This window comes from Gaetbulibacter aquiaggeris, assembly GCF_044003965.1.
Lineage (GTDB): Bacteria > Bacteroidota > Bacteroidia > Flavobacteriales > Flavobacteriaceae > Yeosuana > Yeosuana aquiaggeris.
Genome location: NZ_JBAWKC010000005.1, coordinates 180951 through 197548, shown reverse-complemented (window position 1 = coordinate 197548; position 16598 = coordinate 180951). Strand labels below are relative to the sequence as shown.

Genomic DNA, 16598 nt, shown 5'->3' with positions numbered 1-16598 from the left:
TAATGAAAAAGGAAGAATTAGGATTTGAGACGATACAACTTGGCCATGGAAGTGGCGGATTAATGACACGTGACTTATTGGATAAAATTATATTCAAATCATTCAGCAACCCATATTTAGACCAAAAACATGATGGTTCAATAATTAATATTAATGGGAGAATAGCCATTTCAACAGATAGTTTTGTGGTTTCTCCCATTTTTTTTAAAGGAGGAAATATTGGTGAATTAGCCGTTAATGGTACTGTAAATGATGTTGCTATGTGCGGCGCTATGCCAAAATATTTATCATTAGCGTTTATTGTTGAAGAAGGTTTAAAAGTTGAGGATTTTGCAGCCATTGTTAATTCCATAAAAAAAGCGGCTGATGAAAGTGGCGTTCAAATAATAACTGGAGATACTAAGGTAGTAGAAAGAGGTAAAGGCGATAAAATATTTATTAACACAACAGGTTTTGGAGAGGTAAACCCTAAAGCTAAAATTGCTTCTGTGCACATTCAAAATGGGGATAAAATACTTCTCAATGGTTTTGTTGCGCAACATGGAATGGCTATTATGTCACAAAGAGAAGGTTTAGAGTTTGAATCAACCATAGTCAGTGATACCACGAACCTTAATTTTTTGGTGAATGATTTGATTAATGAATTTGGAGATAAAATTCATCTTTTTCGAGACCCAACCAGAGGAGGTGTGGCCAGTGTTTTATCAGAAATTTCTCAGGATATTCATAAAGGGGTTGTCATTTATGAAGATAAGATTCCATTAGAGAAACAAGTGGCTGCGGCTTGTGAAATTTTAGGGTTGGATCCATTGTATGTTGCTAATGAAGGTGTTTTTATGGTTATTGTTGATGCTTCAATTTGTGATGATGTTTTGAATTTTATGAAAAAGGATCCAAAAGGTAAAAATGCTGCTTATATTGGAGAAATAACTCAGGAACATCCGGGTAAAGTGGTCATGAAAAGTGCCATTGGTGGTAAGAGAATCGTGAGCCCTTTAATTGGCGAACAGTTGCCACGAATTTGTTAAGGAAATAGCCAATATAAACCTATAATTATTGCGAAAAGCCCCCCTGAAAACCTAATTCCTTTGAACAAGGTGTCATTATGTTCATTTTTACTAAATGAAGTAATACTGCCTATAAGTAAAGCAAAAGAGGTCATTGCCAAAACAATTCCACAGCTAAACCCAACTAAATAGGAAATTGAATCTATTTGACTTTTGAAACTGGCAACAGGTATAAAGAGCAAGAAATGTGAAATTCCTGCTAGGCCATGTAAAAAGCCAATAGATAATGAGGCAAAACTACTCTGTTTTAATTGATGATTATGTGTGTGATGGTGCGAAGTTTCATGATGATGGGCATGCTCATGTTTATGAATAGCAACAGTATGATTACTATGTACGTGCAAATGTTTGTGTTTTTTTTCTTCTTTAAATATTTTGTAAAAAGACCACGCGCCTATGAGTAAAAGCACCATTCCAACTAATTGTTCGCTGTAAGCAGAAATGGATTCGACGGGAATAAGTTCTCTAAATATTAAAAATAAAATCCCAATAGCTAACATTCCCATCAAATGACCAATACCCCAAAATAATCCTATTTTCCAGGCTTTTTTTTTCGATTCGATAGCGAATGGAATCACTGCAGCTAAATGATCTGGGCCAGTAATAACATGTAAAATGGACGCAATTAATGCGGCAATAAAGGGAAAAGGATCACTCATGCAAAATTAATAAGTGAATTATTATAATTCTTAATTATTCAATTCTTACATAATTTTCGGCATAAATAAGATTACCCTCTTCATCTACTTGAATCTGGGAAAATTTATCTTCGTCTAAAATTAATTTAAATGTGAATTTTCTTTCTTTTTTAATGGCTTCATTCATGGCTTTTGATCCGTAATCTATTATTTCAGTTAAAGTACTATCGCCTATGGTATAATCGCCATACCCAAACCAGTCTAATGTATCAGAGTCTCTAAATCTGCTCCACATCACCTTTGTGTCTGAATACATTTTAATTTGTTTGTTTGCTTCTGATGCGATAATGGTATCTGTTACCATATTATCAGCATAATTATAAAAACTAATCTGTTTCCAGGCTCCTTTTATAGTTAATTCTTTGGTTGGAGTGTTCATATCATTTTTATCCATATTGGTTTCAGAATTGTTCTTACATGAAACAATAAATGCTAAGCTAAGGAAGAGTAAAATGGTTTTCATAATAATAGAATTTTATGGTTGAATGATATCTAATTTACAAAAAAAAAGTGAATAACTAAATGTATAAGAAGTTATTATAAATGGATAGTAAGTTTTGATAAATTGAAGGTAAGTATTCCTATAAAAATTCTACTTTTGTTATAGTTTAAATAAAATTTTATTATGGGAGATATTATTGAGAAAGTGAAGTGTTTAATTATTGGTTCAGGACCAGCTGGATATACCGCCGCCATTTATGCTGCTAGAGCCAACATGAGTCCTGTTTTATATCAAGGGATGCAACCAGGAGGACAGCTGACTACAACTAATGAAGTTGAAAATTTTCCTGGATATCCAAATGGAATTACTGGGCCAGAAATGATGATTGAATTACAACAGCAAGCTCAAAGATTTGATGCTGATATTAGAGATGGTTGGGTGACAAAAGTTGATTTTTCAGGAGATGTTCATAAAGTATGGGTCAATGATACTAAAGAGATTCATTGTGAAACGGTTATTATTTCTACAGGGGCTACTGCTAAATATTTAGGATTAGATTCTGAACAAAAATATTTAAAATTGGGTGGAGGTGTTTCAGCCTGTGCGGTTTGTGATGGATTTTTCTATAGAAATCAAGAGGTCGTTATTGTTGGTGCTGGAGATTCAGCTTGTGAAGAAGCTCATTATCTTTCTAAACTTTGTAAAAAAGTGACTATGATTGTGAGAAGAGATGAATTCAGAGCTTCAAAAATCATGTCTGAACGCGTAAAAAAAACACCAAATATTGAAATTTTATTTAACACTGAAACGGATGAGGTTTTAGGAGATGGACAAGTGGTTACTGGGGTTAGAGTTTTTAATAATCAAACAAATGAAAAGCATGAAATTCCGGCTACTGGTTTTTTTGTGGCCATAGGGCATAAGCCTAATACGGACATTTTTAAGGACTACCTTAATTTAGATGCTACAGGGTATATTCTCAATAAACCGGGCACCTCTAAAACAAATGTTGATGGTGTTTTTGTTTCTGGTGATGCAGCAGATCATGTTTACAGGCAAGCTGTTACAGCTGCTGGAACTGGTTGTATGGCGGCTTTAGATGCAGAACGCTATTTAGCTGCTAAAGATTCAAATTTTGAGGTATCTACTTCAACTTACAATTAAAATATAGTTTACTTTGGTAAAACCAAAGCATAGAAATGCTTTGGTTTTTATTTTTACAATTTACAGAAAAGTGTTTTCTTTGAAAACAGAAATTATAAACGGGATGTGGCGCAGTCCGGTAGCGTACACGGCTGGGGGCCGTGTGGTCGCAGGTTCAAATCCTGTCATCCCGACATATTGCTTAATAAAAAAGCTGAAGTTTTAATTTCAGCTTTTTTATGGGTTGGTAATCAGGTTGATTATTGTTTGGAAATACTACCAGAATGGGAATCCGTTTTATTAATTATATCAGGATTTCCATAATACTTGATGTCTCCACCACTATTCGCATCTGCAGTTAACTCTTTGGCGGTGTTTACAGTGATGTCTGCGCCACTTGTGGCTTTAACCTGACTGGAAACAGCCATTAATTCTGAAGCTTTTATATCGCTTCCGCTTGAAGCATCTGCAACTAATTTTTCTGTATTGCCAGATAGTTTTAAATCACTACCACTACTTGAATTACAATGCAGTGTTGAGGTATTTACAGTAAGTTTCATATCACTACCACTTGAGGTATTTAATTCTAAATAATCTGAAGTAATGGTGTTAGTTGAAATTACATCGCTACCACTGGTTGAAGTAATTTTCGAAACCTCTTTGAAGGTTACCATGATTTTTTTTGAAGCGGCATAGCCAATATTTTTTTCTGCATAAATACGTAATTCATTATCCTTAACTTCAGTTTTAATGAGTTCAAGCAGATTTTCATCAGCCTCAATAACAATGCTTTCTTCATTTCCTTGTGTTACATAAACTTCAAGTCCTTGGCTGGCTTTAATGGTATTAAATGATTGGTTAAGGGTACGGTTTTCTAATTGAATATTACCATTTCCCTTCACTCCAGTAAAATTCATATCAAAATTACATGAGAAAAGTGATAAACTTAATAAAGAGGTTACAAGAATTTTAATTAGTGTTGTCATGATTGTTAGTTTTTTGATTTATTACTTATCCAAATATCTATGTTCTCTAAAATAACAGGAAACATAAATAACTGAGTTGTTGATTTAAGTTGATGAATTGTTGAATTAGTTCTCGTCTGATTTTATTTGAATGCCATTATTGTCAATATTAACTTTAACAGCAGGACTGTTAGCTTTTAGTCCGTTTTTATTAATTCGTAAACTACTGCTGTCTACCTTAATGTCTATACCTTCTTTATTAATAATAATGCCGTCATCTTCATGATCAATATCAATATCAATTTCAACAGGACAATCCAAACAATCCACCTCATCAGTCTTAATTTTTAGAAAATGATTCACATGTTTTGAGGATACAATATTATCATCATAAATACGATTATTTAAGAAGTTCCTGGTATTGGTATTAAAGTTAGCAATAATGCCTTCTGGCAGATATAAAATGATATCAATTTCTTGATCACTGAATTTGTTTTTTGCTTTAGTCATTAAATAACTATCCAATAAAATGTCATTGCCTTTGATAGTATAACTGTAACTAATGTTATTTGCACGTTCAATGGCTTTGTCATAATCTCTTCCATCGGCAGATTTTTCAATACTTATAGAAGCAATTGAATCTGTTGTGGATTTTACAATAATATCGATATCAGACGAATAAATAATTCTCTCTCCTTTTTCATTATTACCAAATTTAAATGATTGATGGTTTCTGTAAAGACTGCCATATTTATCATTATTAACCATTTTAATGTGTAAGGTGTCATTAGGGGCTATAAAGAACTCTTGCTTTTCTGTAACACGTTCATTAAAGGCATGTTCACTGGCTTGTCTTATTCCAATTATAATAAGCCCTATAAAGGATAAAATCCATATTCCTAATAAGGTAAACTTCGCGATATTACCAATTGATTTTAGGTTGTTAACCAGTATTTTTAATCCTAAATAGAAAAGGAAAAAGAATGGAATACCTACTGAGAAAAATGCAAGTAGGGATACTAACCAAATTGGGGTGTCGCCAGCATTAGCCATTTCTACAAAGTCTAATCCAGGTATATGAAGAATATTAGTAACTCCTAATGAAAACAAACCTATTATTAATGCTATTAAAGCTGAGGCTCCGGTAATCATAAGAATGATGCCAACAAATTTTGCAAACACCGTAAAAAAGAACATAATTATGTCTCCAAGAGTATCAAAAAAAGACTTTGAGCTTGACTTTATGTTACTGCTTTGTTTTTTTAGATCTACTTTTTTTGCGGCATCAGAAACATTTTTTGCAGCGCCAGAAACAGATTCAGACACATTTTTGGCGACATCAGTTACGGTTTCAGAAACACTTTCAAACCCGTCTTTGATTTTTTTTTCGATGTTGCTAATATTTACAGGCTCACCAGTCATGGTAAGTTTATCTGCAGTCGTTCTGGCTTCTGGTACTAAAACCCAGAAGAGAATGTATATGAATATAAAGGTTCCACCAGAACCAATGGCTAATAATAACCAGATTAAACGAATCCAGACAGCATCTATGCCTAAATAATGACCTAAGCCGGAAGCGACGCCGCCAATATAGGAGTTGTCAGTGTCTCTAAAAAGTTTTTTAGAAGGAGCCGATTTTGTTTTATATGTCGTTTTTGGTTCGTCTTCAAAAATTTCGTCGTCAACCAAATAATCTTCTGGTTGGCCCATGATTGAAATAACCTCTTCAACTTCTTTATTTCCAATAACTTGCTTGTCGTGTTTTACACGCTCACTAAAAAGTTCTGAAATACGAGCTTCAATGTCTGATATAATTTCAGAACGACCTTGAGAATCTGTAAATGAACGTTTTATAGCCTCAAGATAGCGCTGTAATTTTAAGTACGCATCTTCATCAATATGAAAAAATATACCTGCTAAATTTATGTTGACTGTTTTATTCATTTTTTGTTGTTTTTTTTCTGGTTACTAGATTAACGGCGTTTTGTAATTCGCTCCATGTGGTATTTAATTCTTTTAGAAAAAGTTTTCCGGTTTCTGTTAAACCGTAATATTTTCTTGGCGGTCCTGAGGTGGATTCTTCCCATCTGTAATTAAGGAGACCGGCATTTTTAAGTCTTGTTAGTAGCGGATAAATGGTTCCTTCTACAACAAGCAGTTTGGCGTCTTTAAGAGTGTCTAAAATTTCTGCTACATACGCATCTTCATCTTTTAAGACCGAGAGTATACAGTATTCTAACACACCTTTACGCATTTGTGCTTTTGTGTTTTCTATTTTCATAAGTCGTTGATAATGTTTTTTAAAGGTCTTATGCAGTTCGCATTTAAGACATTTAGAATGATTGATGATTTTAACAATGCTCGTGTCATGTTCTAAAGCGTTTAAATATTATAAAACTGTTCATTTTTTGATTGATTTATGATTGATTATTTGATGAAATTAATAGTAAAAGGATATTGGTATAATTCACCATCTCTGGCTTCTAAACTCGCTTTAATGATAAATACCAGTTCTAAAACAAAACCTAAAATAGCTAGACCTCCTAAAGCACCTCCTATATACAATAGAGGAGAAGGCTTGCCAATGTTAAGATGAAAATCATGTAAACCATGAAAATCAATAAAGTCAAAACCACTAAATAGGTTAAAGATGAAAAATGGAATGCTAATGGTACCCAAAATGATGGCGTACAGTAAAATACTAATTTGAAAATTAATAGCTTGCTTTCCATGAGCATCTACAAACTCAGATTTATCTTTATTACTTACCCACAGAATAATAGGACCAATAAAATTCCCTAACGGAATGATAAACCTACTAAAGGTTGATAAATGAATAAAGGTTGCGATGTTTTTTTGATGATTGTCTAACATGATTTCAAAGTATATAATAATATCCTATGCAAATATATAGCTAAAAGAAGGTATTATGTAACACATAGTACTAAAATTTAACATAAATTTAACAAATGGTAATGTCATTTATTTTCAATAATTTAGTCAAAAATTCAAAAACATATAATGAATATAACACCAAGAAAACTAAATGCTTACACCATATTTAAATTGCCTTCGGCTTATTTATGTGGAGTCAGAACCAGGTTTATTGATAATGATAAGAGTATTGTAACTGTCAGGCATCGATGGATTAATCAAAATCCCTTTAAGTCTATGTTTTGGGCCGTGCAAGGCATGGCAGCAGAGTTTTCAACTGGCGCTTTAATTATTGGAAAAATACAAGAATCTGGTAAGCGCATTTCAATGTTAGTTACTTCAAATAACGCTTCTTTTACTAAAAAGGCGGTTGGTAAAATCACCTTTACTTGTAAAGATGGTCATCTCATAGATGATGCTCTTAAAAAAACAATTGCAACAGGTGAAGGACAAACCTTTTGGATGCAATCTGTAGGTCTAAATGAAGAGGGTATTGTGGTGTCTACCTTCAATTTTGAATGGAGTATTAAGGTTAAAAACTAGATATTAAAAGTTGAACAATATTTTTTTTGTAACGAAATCATAATCACATCAACAAATAAGCAGATTAACAAATAAACTTAAAATAATGAATGCACATGAAATAGATTACCATCTGTATGGTGAAGAGATGCAGTATGTAGAAATTGAACTTGATCCTCAAGAAGGGGTAGTTGCCGAAGCCGGCAGTTTTATGATGATGGATGATGGTATTAAAATGGAAACTATCTTTGGAGATGGGTCAACTAAAAATGAAGGTTTTTTAGGCTCTATTTTAGGAGCCGGAAAACGAATTCTTACTGGAGAAAGTTTATTTATGACTGCTTTTTATAACAATGTAGTTGGAAAAAGAAAAGTATCCTTTGCATCTCCTTATCCGGGAAAAATTATTCCTATTGATTTAACAGATTTTGGAGGTAAATTTATTTGTCAAAAAGACGCTTTTTTATGCGCCGCAAAAGGTGTGAGCATAGGTATAGAATTTAGTAAACGTTTAGGACGCGGACTTTTTGGAGGTGAAGGTTTTATCATGCAAAAGTTAGAAGGAGACGGAATGGCGTTTGTTCATGCTGGAGGCACCATGGCAAAGAAAGTTCTTCAACGTGGTGAAACTTTAAGGGTTGATACAGGATGCATTGTCGGTTTTACACAAGATGTTGATTATGATATTGAATTTGTTGGAGGTATTAAAAATACCATTTTTGGAGGTGAGGGATTATTTTTCGCCAAACTGCAAGGCCCCGGAACAGTTTACATTCAGTCTTTACCATTTAGCCGATTAGCTGGTCGCGTTTTGGCATCAGCCCCTCAAGGAGGTGGTAAACAAAAAGGAGAAGGCAGTATACTTGGAGGTCTGGGAAATCTAATTGATGGAGATAACAGATTTTAACAGTTAATATTTTGTTTAAACTTAGATTAGTAACAATATTTTTCTTAAATTCGAGTTATTAATTTAATTAATCCGCCTAAAAAATAGTTATACTTTAGTAAATTTTTTCAACCAAAAACCTATAGTTAAATTATGGCAAGAGCAATGTTAGAGTACACCAAAACAATACTTCATAAAGTTAGTTTTGATGTAAGTTTGTTCTGTAAAGAAGTACAAAAGGCAGTTCAAAGATTATTGCCTTATGAGATTGAAGAATTAAAATTGTTTATTCTTAGTCTCGTGCAGCAGAACCCCGAATTAAATCAATCTTTGGTTTATTTAAATGCATAAAGAAAAGAGCGACTATTAGTCGCTCTTTTTTATTTTGCTAATGGACTAATGATTTCTACATTTTGAAATGCGATGGCGCCTCTTATGATGCCTGATATGACGCTTTGTAAAGCTTCAATAATTTGCATCTTTAATTCACTTTTATGATAAATGATACTGACTTCTCTTGCGGGAGTTGGGTCTTTAAAATAATGTAAATTTTGTTTTTCATTCTCTTTGATATCGAGGGTATGTAAATATGGTAGAAGGGTCATACCTAATCCTTCGTTGGAAAGTTTTATTAAAGTTTCAATACTACCACTTTCTATTTGGAATTTCTCTTCAGTATTCTTTTTAAAAGCTTTGCAAAGGTTGATTACACCATCTCTAAAACAGTGACCATCTTCAAGTAGTAACATATCATTAAGGTCTAAGTCAGATACTTCAATTTTTATATTTTGGTGTAATCGGTGGCTACTTGGTATATAACTCACAAAGGGCTCATAAAATAATACGCGTTCTTTGATGGTGTCAAGTTCTAATGGTGTAGATACAATGGCAGCATCTAAATGGCCGTCATTGATTCTTGATATTATTTCATCAGTAGTTAGTTCTTCTATTTTAAGCTTTACTTTTGGATGTTTCTTAATAAAAGATTTTAAAAACATAGGTAAAAGCGTAGGCATAATAGTAGGTATGATCCCTAATTTAAATTCGCCTCCAATAAATCCTTTTTGTTGATCTACAATATCTTGTATTCTATAGGATTCATTGACAATGTTTCTGGCTTGTGTTACAATTTTTCTTCCAACATCGGTAAGTTCAATAGGCTTTTTAGAACGGTCAAAGATTAAAATATCCAACTGGTCTTCAAGTTTTTGAATTTGCATGCTTAAAGTGGGTTGTGTGACAAAACACTTTTCAGCTGCTTTGGTGAAATTTTGGTGTTCTGCAACCGCTAATACGTATGATAACTGTGTTATAGTCATGAGCATGAATTTAGACTATAAAAATACAAAAACTATCAATAAAATTTATGATAAAAGGTATTAATAATAGATTAAATGTTTGATTAATCACACAAGTAAATTTCAATAAGTTGATATATTATTTTTTTGTTTAATCTTTAGGACTATAAAATATTCATTTAATTTTGAAGCATGTTTTATACTATTGATATTTTAGGAACTATTGCTTTTGCCATTTCAGGTGTTCTTGTAGCCATAAATAAGAAAATGGATTTATTTGGTATTTTAATTATTGGTTTTGTCACGGCCGTAGGTGGAGGTACTCTTAGAGATATCTTAATAGGTCAAACGCCCGTGAGCTGGATGCAAGATATCACCTATACCTATGTTATTTTGGGATCTGCCATTTTTGCAATGCTCTTTAGAAGTTATATTAATTACTTAAGAACCTCACTTTTTCTTTTTGATACTATTGGGATAGGATTGTACACAGTTGTTGGTATTGAAAAGGGAATTCATGCAGGTCTTCATCCGGTTATTTGTATTGCCTTGGGTACTATTACGGCTTCTTTTGGAGGTGTTATTCGTGATATTTTAAGCAATGAAATACCGGTCATTTTCAGGAAGGAAATTTATGCTACTGCCTGTATTGTTGGAGGAATCACTTACTTTTTGGTAAGAATGTTTCCATTAGATGATAATTTTGTTTTTCTGCTGTCAGCTGGAATAGTTATTCTAATAAGAATATTGGCTGTAAAATTCAAAATTGGATTACCAACTATTTATAAAGATTAATTGATTATTTCCGCTTTTCTAATAAATACATTGTGCAGTGGCCAGTCGGCTTCATCAGTTTTTACTGCAGCAATTTTATCAACGACATCCATGCCTGCAATTACTTTGCCAAAAACCGTATAATCACCATCCAGAAAATGAGATCCACCTTGTTGCTGTATGATGAAAAATTCAAAAGGAGACGCTAATTTGTAAGGGTTGTCAATTTCACCACTTGGCATAGAAATAACCCCTCTTTCATGGGTAAAACCTCGATTGGTATCAGTTGGTAACAGGTATCTTCCAATTTCTGCTCTTTTGTTAGCCGTTTTTTTATCATCACTGTTACCGCCTTGAATAATAAAGTTATTAATGACTCTGTAAAATTGTGTATTGTTAAAATAGCCTCTTTTTGTAAGATAGATAAAATTAGATCTGTGAAATTTAGTTTCATTAAACAATAAAATATCAATAGAACCAAAATCAGTAGTTAGCCGCACTTTATTTTCTTTATGTTTCTTATCATATTCTAAAAAGAATTCCATAGCGTTTTGTAAACCATCTAAAACAGGATAAGGTTTAGAATTGTCCTCATCTGTTTCTGTTTTAACTTCTTTATTTTCTATTCCTGTTTCAGTATTCTCTTGCTTAATTTTGTTTTTAGTTTGTTTATCTTCACAATTTAAAAGTAAAATGAATACAACCAATAGCCATACAATTCTCATAGAATGAATTTTGATGAATTTTTAATTAGAATTTCAAAAGTAAAAAATATACCGCTACCAGCGCAAGTATCTCAGTTTAAAATGGCTCCACCTTTTAGATTGGAGCTTTTAGAAAAAAATAAGGAGGCTATAAAATTTGCTAAAAGGGCCGGTGTATTGGCTCTTTTTTATCCTGATGTATTTCAAAAAACATATTTGGTTTTAATTCTCAGAAAAAGTTATGAAGGCGTACATTCAGCTCAGGTTGGTTTCCCTGGTGGTAAACTAGAACCTGATGATGATTCATTAGAACATGCTGCTCTTAGAGAAACCTTTGAAGAAATAGGTGTGCCCGTTCATGATATTGAAGTTTTATCTCCACTGACAGAAGTTTATATACCTCCAAGCAATTTTTATGTACAGCCGTATTTAGGATTTTCAAATAAAACACCAAGGTTTGTAAAAGATGAAAGTGAAGTTGAAGCTATTATTGAGATTTCATTGGGTCATTTTATTGATGATAACATGGTCATTTCAAAAAGAGTGTCAACTTCCTATAAAGTTGAGGTTGAGGTGCCTGCGTTTTCATTAAATGGGCATGTTGTTTGGGGAGCAACTGCAATGATTTTAAGTGAAATTAAAGACTTATTAAAACAAGTGTTGTAATTTATAGTTTTATTACATTTGTAAAAACTAACTAATTGAAGCGTGATTTATGGCGTTGCTTAAACGAAATCCTTTTGGACACATTCTCATTTTAAAAAAATGGCTCATCAGAATCTTAGGTGTACTTACACATAGACGTTTTCGGGGTTTTAACGAAATGCATATTGAAGGTTCTGAAATAATAAAAAACTTACCTGATACTAATGTGTTGTTTATATCCAATCATCAAACTTATTTTGCTGATGTGGTTTCTATGTTTCACGTATTTAACGCCAGTCTTAGTGGACGTGTAGATTCCATTAAAAATGTTGGTTATTTATGGAATCCTAAACTTAATATTTATTATGTAGCTGCAAAAGAAACTATGAGAGCGGGTTTGTTACCAAAAATATTGGCATACGTCGGCTCCATAAGTATAGAACGCACCTGGAGGGCTGAAGGAAAAGATGTAAACAGGCAGGTAAAAATGAGTGATATTTCCAATATAGGAAAGGCGTTAGATGATGGTTGGGTTATAACGTTTCCACAAGGAACTACTACGCCATTTAAACCTATTAGAAAAGGAACGGCTCATATTATTAAACGCTATAGGCCAATTGTAATACCTATTGTGATCGACGGATTCAGACGCTCTTTTGATAAAAAAGGACTTAGAATAAAGAAGAAAAACATTTTACAATCTATGGAAATTAAAGCGCCCTTAGAAATTGATTATGATAATGATACGACTGAAGAAATTGTAAAAAAAATAGAGTTTGCCATTGAACAACATCCTTCTTTTTTAAAAGTTGTTCCTCAGGAAGAACTTGAAGCTTTAGAGGCCCTCAATAAAATGCGCGAGTGGAAAAAAAGATAGATAGTCTTTCAAATACTATTTTGTTTTTTTAAGCACAAAAGAGAATTTATTTTACCCATTTAGAATCGTTAATAACTCCTGGCAATTCCCCTATAAAAATCAGGTCTAAATTCCTATTTTGCAAGTCATAAATTAAAAGAGAATAAGTGAAAGTTTGTATTGCAGAAAAGCCTAGTGTTGCTCGTGAAATAGCGTCTGTTTTGGGGGCTAATACTAAACATGATGGGTATTATGAAGGTAATGGATATGCCGTAACTTACACTTTTGGACATTTGTGTACACTGTTTGAGCCTAATGATTATAAACCGCATTGGAAAAGCTGGGATTTGAATAACTTACCCATGCTACCGGAAAGGTTTGAAACCAAAATAGTGGCCAATTCGGGCATTCAAAAGCAATTTAAAATTGTAAAAAGTTTGTTTGATAAAGCTGTATTAGTCATTAACTGTGGTGATGCTGGCCAGGAAGGGGAGTTAATACAGCGTTGGGTCATGCATCAAGCCAATTATAAAGGTGAAGTAAAGCGTTTATGGATTTCATCTTTAACTACAGAAGCGATTAAGGAAGGATTTGAAAATCTAAAGCCTTCAGAAAAATATGATAATTTATACCATGCTGGGTTTTCAAGAGCGATAGGTGATTGGTTACTAGGTATGAATGCTACCAGATTATATACGGTTAAACATGGCGGATATAAGCAAGTTTTATCTGTTGGTCGTGTACAGACACCAACCTTGGCCATGGTAGTTAATAGGTTTAAAGAAATAGAGAATTTTAAGCCGAAACCATACTGGGAATTGCAAACATTGTATCGTGAGACCTTGTTTAGTTATGAAGAAGGACGTTTCTTAAAAAAGGAAGATGGAGAGGTTTTGGCTAACAAAGTGAAAGAAAGCGATTTTCAAATAGATGCCATTGAGAAAAAGAAAGGCAATGAATTTGCACCAAAATTATTTGATTTAACGGGTCTGCAGGTATATTGTAATACCAGATTTGGATTTTCGGCAGATGAAACACTTAAAATTGTTCAGACTTTATATGAGCAAAAGCTTGTAACCTATCCTAGAGTTGATACCACCTTTTTGCCAAACGACGTGTACCCTAAAGTATCAGGAATACTTCAAAAATTGACCAATTACTCCAATTTAACTCAGCCACTTTTAGGTAAAAAAATAAAAAAATCATCTAAAGTTTTTAATGATAAAAAAGTAACAGATCATCATGCCATTATTCCAACGGGTATGCAATCAAGATTGCAATACAATCAGCAGCAAGTCTATGATATTATTGTAAAACGTTTTATTGCGGTATTTTATGATGATTGTTTGGTGTCAAATACTACGGTTTTTGGAAGTGCTGCCCAAGTTGTATTTAAAACAACTGGTAAGGAAATTTTAAAAAAAGGATGGCGTATTGTTTTTGAAAGTTCTGATAACAAAGAAAAAGAACCCAATATATTACCTGCTTTTGTGAAAGGTGAAAAAGGACCCCATGAACCTTCTTTTTTGGAAAAGGAAACCAAACCACCCAATCAGTTTACAGAAGCCTCTTTATTGCGTGCCATGGAAACGGCTGGTAAGCAGGTGGATGATGATGAGTTGCGTGAACTCATGAAGGAGAATGGTATTGGGCGCCCGTCTACACGAGCAAATATTATTGAAACTTTATTTAAACGTAAATATATTATTAGAAATAAAAAGCAAGTGTTGCCAACATCAGCTGGTATACAATTAATTGATACCATTCAAAATGAGTTATTGAAATCGGCTGAATTAACAGGTACTTGGGAAAAGCAGTTAAAGGATATTGAAAAGGGCGATTTCAGTGTTAATGCATTTATAAACAATATGAAGCAAATGGTTGAAAACTTGGTGTATGAGGTTAGAAGCGAAACGAAAGGGGCTAATATTTCCTATGAGCAATCAACAAAAAATAAGGAAGTCAAAATTCTTAATAAAAAAGCTGTTGGTATTTTAAGCGAGAAATGTCCCAAATGTAAACAAGGGCAACTTATTAAAGGAAAACTGGCTTATGGTTGCAGTGCTTATAAAATAGGTTGTAATTTTGTGCTGCCTTTTAGCTTTCATGATAAAAAAATTTCTGAGAAACAATATATTAGATTGCTTCAAAAAGGGTCTACAGTTAATTTAAAGGATTTTAAAACAGATTCCGGCAATGTGGATGGCTTGATTCGTTTTGATGACCATTATAGGCTTATATTAGAACCTATAAAGGTAGTTGTAAAATCCAAGCCAGATCAACTAAATTGCCCGAAATGTAAAACAGGCACTATTGTGAAAGGAAATGCCGCTTACGGATGCAGTCATTATAAAGAAGGTTGTGATTTTAGAATATCTTTTGATGATGTTAGAAGGAAAATGAACGGACAAAAAGCCACAAAGGATCTTATTATTAATATTTTAAATGGAACAATCTAAAAATACTCATAGACATTTTATTATTTACAAACCTTATGGGTATTTGAGTCAGTTTTATACCAATGCAAAAAAGGAACAAAAGAAAAAATTTTTGGGTGATTTGTATGATTTTCCCGAAAATGCTATGGCAATTGGCAGATTAGATGAAAAATCTGAAGGATTATTGCTTATAACAACTGATGGTAAAATGAGTGATGTTGTAAACGGTCAAAAAGTAGATAAGGAATATTATGCTCAGGTTAATGGAGACATTACATTAGAAGCTATAGAAGGCTTAAAGAGAGGTGTTGAAATAGGCTTTAAAGGGATAAAATATATCACCCAATCTTGTAAGGCTTTTAAATTGGAGACAGATCCAGACTTTCCAACCCGTTCAAAAAAAATAAGGGATGACAGGCATGGGCCAACATCATGGGTTTCACTTATTTTAAATGAAGGAAAGTATAGGCAGGTGCGCAAAATGACATCTGCGGTAGGTTATCCAACGTTGCGTTTGGTTAGAGTAAGGGTAGGGGATATCCATTTAAATAAAATGAATATTGGAGATGTTATTGAGGTGGAAAACTTAGAATTCTAATTTTTTAAGTTCCTGATAATTTCTGTTAAGGCGTTTTAATAATAGTCCATATAAAAGTTTATAAAAAATCCAAATACAAAGAATGAGCAATGCTGTAGCGCCTATAACAATGGCATAAGCCACTGACATTTGTTTGTTATTAAAATGTGATATAGAATCTGCCAACTTAGGGTCATGTATAATGGCGAAATACGTACCTATAACCATTGAAATAAACGCCATAACTAAATTATAAATAACATAATATTTAATAACTCTGCGGGTTTTTAATATGCTCTCCATTAATTTTTTTGCATTATCTGTAGCGGAGATGGCTTTATGCGATTTGAATAATAAATAGATAAATAGAAGAATGACCCCATAACTTATAAGGGTTAATCCTGCAAAAACATACTCATTACTGTAAACCGCATCCAGGCGTTCTCTATAACTGTCTGATGAAAAATAGGGGATGGTATTTATTAATATCCAAAACACTAATTCACCAATACTAATATAAAATAATGTCTTTGCAATAGAAGAAGACTTCTTTTGTAAAATAGGGTAAATCTCCTTAGCAGAAAGCTTTTTATAAGTGGCGTCTTGCTTCCTCCAATCTTTTTTTAATAATTCTAATTCATCCATAGGC

Annotated in this window: 19 protein-coding genes and 1 tRNA gene; 11 read left to right on the top strand and 9 right to left on the bottom strand. The window is 33.0% G+C overall.

Annotated elements, in window-relative coordinates:
• Positions 1-2 precede the first annotated feature (2 nt).
• A complete protein-coding gene (gene hypE / locus V8G56_RS14305) occupies positions 3-1028 on the top strand; it encodes a hydrogenase expression/formation protein HypE (RefSeq protein ID WP_395439142.1) in 1026 nt (341 codons plus the stop codon).
• Here the strand turns inward: hypE and V8G56_RS14300 are convergent.
• Positions 1025-1726 carry a hypothetical protein gene (locus tag V8G56_RS14300; RefSeq protein WP_395439141.1) on the bottom strand — a complete coding sequence of 234 codons (702 nt, stop codon included), beginning with the start codon at positions 1724-1726 and terminating at the stop codon, positions 1025-1027. The genes hypE and V8G56_RS14300 overlap by 4 nt on opposite strands.
• A gap of 34 nt (positions 1727-1760) precedes the next feature.
• On the bottom strand, positions 1761-2228 hold the full coding sequence (locus tag V8G56_RS14295; RefSeq protein ID WP_395439140.1) for a hypothetical protein: 468 nt from the start codon (positions 2226-2228) through the stop codon (positions 1761-1763).
• Positions 2229-2390: 162 nt separating this feature from the next.
• Here V8G56_RS14295 and trxB point away from each other — a divergent pair, with 162 nt between their 5' ends.
• Positions 2391-3371: a thioredoxin-disulfide reductase gene (gene trxB, locus V8G56_RS14290; RefSeq protein WP_395439139.1), complete on the top strand. Its 981-nt coding sequence runs from the start codon at positions 2391-2393 to the stop codon at positions 3369-3371.
• Between the two features lie 99 nt (positions 3372-3470).
• A tRNA-Pro gene (locus V8G56_RS14285) sits at positions 3471-3544 on the top strand.
• A gap of 66 nt (positions 3545-3610) precedes the next feature.
• On the opposite strand, the gene V8G56_RS14280 is transcribed toward V8G56_RS14285, so the two are convergent.
• The 4 genes from V8G56_RS14280 to V8G56_RS14265 form a co-directional block, all read right to left on the bottom strand.
• Complete coding sequence (locus V8G56_RS14280) at positions 3611-4336, bottom strand: head GIN domain-containing protein (protein ID WP_395439138.1); 726 nt, start codon at positions 4334-4336, stop codon at positions 3611-3613.
• Positions 4337-4441: 105 nt separating this feature from the next.
• Positions 4442-6259: a PspC domain-containing protein gene (locus tag V8G56_RS14275; protein WP_395439137.1), complete on the bottom strand. Its 1818-nt coding sequence runs from the start codon at positions 6257-6259 to the stop codon at positions 4442-4444.
• Positions 6252-6596 carry a PadR family transcriptional regulator gene (locus V8G56_RS14270; protein WP_395439136.1) on the bottom strand — a complete coding sequence of 115 codons (345 nt, stop codon included), beginning with the start codon at positions 6594-6596 and terminating at the stop codon, positions 6252-6254. Before V8G56_RS14270 ends, V8G56_RS14275 begins: the two co-directional genes overlap by 8 nt.
• 146 nt (positions 6597-6742) lie before the next feature.
• Complete coding sequence (locus V8G56_RS14265) at positions 6743-7189, bottom strand: DUF4870 domain-containing protein (protein WP_395439135.1); 447 nt, start codon at positions 7187-7189, stop codon at positions 6743-6745.
• Positions 7190-7336: 147 nt separating this feature from the next.
• On the opposite strand from V8G56_RS14265, the gene V8G56_RS14260 reads away from it, so the two are divergent.
• The 3 genes from V8G56_RS14260 (at position 7337) to V8G56_RS14250 (ending at position 9008) form a co-directional block, all read left to right on the top strand.
• Positions 7337-7792, top strand: coding sequence for a DUF4442 domain-containing protein (locus V8G56_RS14260; RefSeq protein ID WP_395439134.1), 456 nt, complete (start codon positions 7337-7339; stop codon positions 7790-7792).
• 85 nt (positions 7793-7877) lie between these two features.
• On the top strand, positions 7878-8678 hold the full coding sequence (locus V8G56_RS14255; protein ID WP_395439133.1) for a TIGR00266 family protein: 801 nt from the start codon (positions 7878-7880) through the stop codon (positions 8676-8678).
• A 132-nt stretch (positions 8679-8810) separates the two neighbouring features.
• A complete protein-coding gene (locus tag V8G56_RS14250) occupies positions 8811-9008 on the top strand; it encodes a hypothetical protein (RefSeq protein WP_395439132.1) in 198 nt (65 codons plus the stop codon).
• A 29-nt stretch (positions 9009-9037) separates the two neighbouring features.
• On the opposite strand, the gene V8G56_RS14245 is transcribed toward V8G56_RS14250, so the two are convergent.
• A complete protein-coding gene (locus V8G56_RS14245) occupies positions 9038-9976 on the bottom strand; it encodes a LysR family transcriptional regulator (protein WP_395439131.1) in 939 nt (312 codons plus the stop codon).
• A 171-nt stretch (positions 9977-10147) separates the two neighbouring features.
• Between V8G56_RS14245 and V8G56_RS14240 the strand changes: the two genes are divergently transcribed.
• On the top strand, positions 10148-10750 hold the full coding sequence (locus V8G56_RS14240; protein ID WP_395439130.1) for a trimeric intracellular cation channel family protein: 603 nt from the start codon (positions 10148-10150) through the stop codon (positions 10748-10750).
• Here the strand turns inward: V8G56_RS14240 and V8G56_RS14235 are convergent.
• Positions 10747-11454, bottom strand: a complete 708-nt coding sequence (locus V8G56_RS14235; RefSeq protein WP_395439129.1) for a peptidylprolyl isomerase — start codon at positions 11452-11454, stop codon at positions 10747-10749. The two genes, V8G56_RS14240 and V8G56_RS14235, sit on opposite strands and share 4 nt — an antisense overlap.
• A gap of 3 nt (positions 11455-11457) precedes the next feature.
• On the opposite strand from V8G56_RS14235, the gene V8G56_RS14230 reads away from it, so the two are divergent.
• The 4 genes from V8G56_RS14230 (at position 11458) to V8G56_RS14215 (ending at position 15970) form a co-directional block, all read left to right on the top strand.
• Positions 11458-12099 (top strand): NUDIX hydrolase, encoded by a 642-nt coding sequence (locus V8G56_RS14230; protein WP_395439128.1) that lies wholly within the window; start codon positions 11458-11460, stop codon positions 12097-12099.
• Positions 12100-12148: 49 nt separating this feature from the next.
• On the top strand, positions 12149-12955 hold the full coding sequence (locus tag V8G56_RS14225; RefSeq protein WP_331632867.1) for a lysophospholipid acyltransferase family protein: 807 nt from the start codon (positions 12149-12151) through the stop codon (positions 12953-12955).
• 146 nt (positions 12956-13101) lie between these two features.
• Complete coding sequence (locus V8G56_RS14220) at positions 13102-15393, top strand: DNA topoisomerase 3 (protein WP_395439127.1); 2292 nt, start codon at positions 13102-13104, stop codon at positions 15391-15393.
• Entirely contained in the window at positions 15380-15970 is a 591-nt protein-coding gene (locus V8G56_RS14215; protein WP_395439126.1) for a pseudouridine synthase, read from the top strand. The genes V8G56_RS14220 and V8G56_RS14215 overlap by 14 nt, the downstream gene beginning before the upstream one ends.
• Here the strand turns inward: V8G56_RS14215 and V8G56_RS14210 are convergent.
• A complete protein-coding gene (locus V8G56_RS14210; protein WP_395439125.1) occupies positions 15959-16594 on the bottom strand; it encodes a hypothetical protein in 636 nt (211 codons plus the stop codon). The genes V8G56_RS14215 and V8G56_RS14210 overlap by 12 nt on opposite strands.
• Positions 16595-16598: the final 4 nt, after the last annotated feature.

What these genes read in the sequence shown, in the direction of transcription:
- V8G56_RS14245 (WP_395439131.1), bottom strand. Translation starts at nt 9,976, where the DNA reads ATGACTATAACACAGTTATCATACGTATTAGCGGTTGCAGAACACCAA.
- V8G56_RS14260 (WP_395439134.1), top strand. Translation starts at nt 7,337, where the DNA reads ATGAATATAACACCAAGAAAACTAAATGCTTACACCATATTTAAATTG.
- V8G56_RS14235 (WP_395439129.1), bottom strand. Translation starts at nt 11,454, where the DNA reads ATGAGAATTGTATGGCTATTGGTTGTATTCATTTTACTTTTAAATTGT.
- V8G56_RS14250 (WP_395439132.1), top strand. Translation starts at nt 8,811, where the DNA reads ATGGCAAGAGCAATGTTAGAGTACACCAAAACAATACTTCATAAAGTT.
- V8G56_RS14255 (WP_395439133.1), top strand. Translation starts at nt 7,878, where the DNA reads ATGAATGCACATGAAATAGATTACCATCTGTATGGTGAAGAGATGCAG.
- V8G56_RS14230 (WP_395439128.1), top strand. Translation starts at nt 11,458, where the DNA reads ATGAATTTTGATGAATTTTTAATTAGAATTTCAAAAGTAAAAAATATA.
- trxB (WP_395439139.1), top strand. Translation starts at nt 2,391, where the DNA reads ATGGGAGATATTATTGAGAAAGTGAAGTGTTTAATTATTGGTTCAGGA.
- V8G56_RS14215 (WP_395439126.1), top strand. Translation starts at nt 15,380, where the DNA reads ATGGAACAATCTAAAAATACTCATAGACATTTTATTATTTACAAACCT.
- V8G56_RS14265 (WP_395439135.1), bottom strand. Translation starts at nt 7,189, where the DNA reads ATGTTAGACAATCATCAAAAAAACATCGCAACCTTTATTCATTTATCA.
- V8G56_RS14210 (WP_395439125.1), bottom strand. Translation starts at nt 16,594, where the DNA reads ATGGATGAATTAGAATTATTAAAAAAAGATTGGAGGAAGCAAGACGCC.
- V8G56_RS14300 (WP_395439141.1), bottom strand. Translation starts at nt 1,726, where the DNA reads ATGAGTGATCCTTTTCCCTTTATTGCCGCATTAATTGCGTCCATTTTA.
- V8G56_RS14275 (WP_395439137.1), bottom strand. Translation starts at nt 6,259, where the DNA reads ATGAATAAAACAGTCAACATAAATTTAGCAGGTATATTTTTTCATATT.
- hypE (WP_395439142.1), top strand. Translation starts at nt 3, where the DNA reads ATGAAAAAGGAAGAATTAGGATTTGAGACGATACAACTTGGCCATGGA.
- V8G56_RS14280 (WP_395439138.1), bottom strand. Translation starts at nt 4,336, where the DNA reads ATGACAACACTAATTAAAATTCTTGTAACCTCTTTATTAAGTTTATCA.
- V8G56_RS14295 (WP_395439140.1), bottom strand. Translation starts at nt 2,228, where the DNA reads ATGAAAACCATTTTACTCTTCCTTAGCTTAGCATTTATTGTTTCATGT.
- V8G56_RS14225 (WP_331632867.1), top strand. Translation starts at nt 12,149, where the DNA reads ATGGCGTTGCTTAAACGAAATCCTTTTGGACACATTCTCATTTTAAAA.
- V8G56_RS14240 (WP_395439130.1), top strand. Translation starts at nt 10,148, where the DNA reads ATGTTTTATACTATTGATATTTTAGGAACTATTGCTTTTGCCATTTCA.
- V8G56_RS14270 (WP_395439136.1), bottom strand. Translation starts at nt 6,596, where the DNA reads ATGAAAATAGAAAACACAAAAGCACAAATGCGTAAAGGTGTGTTAGAA.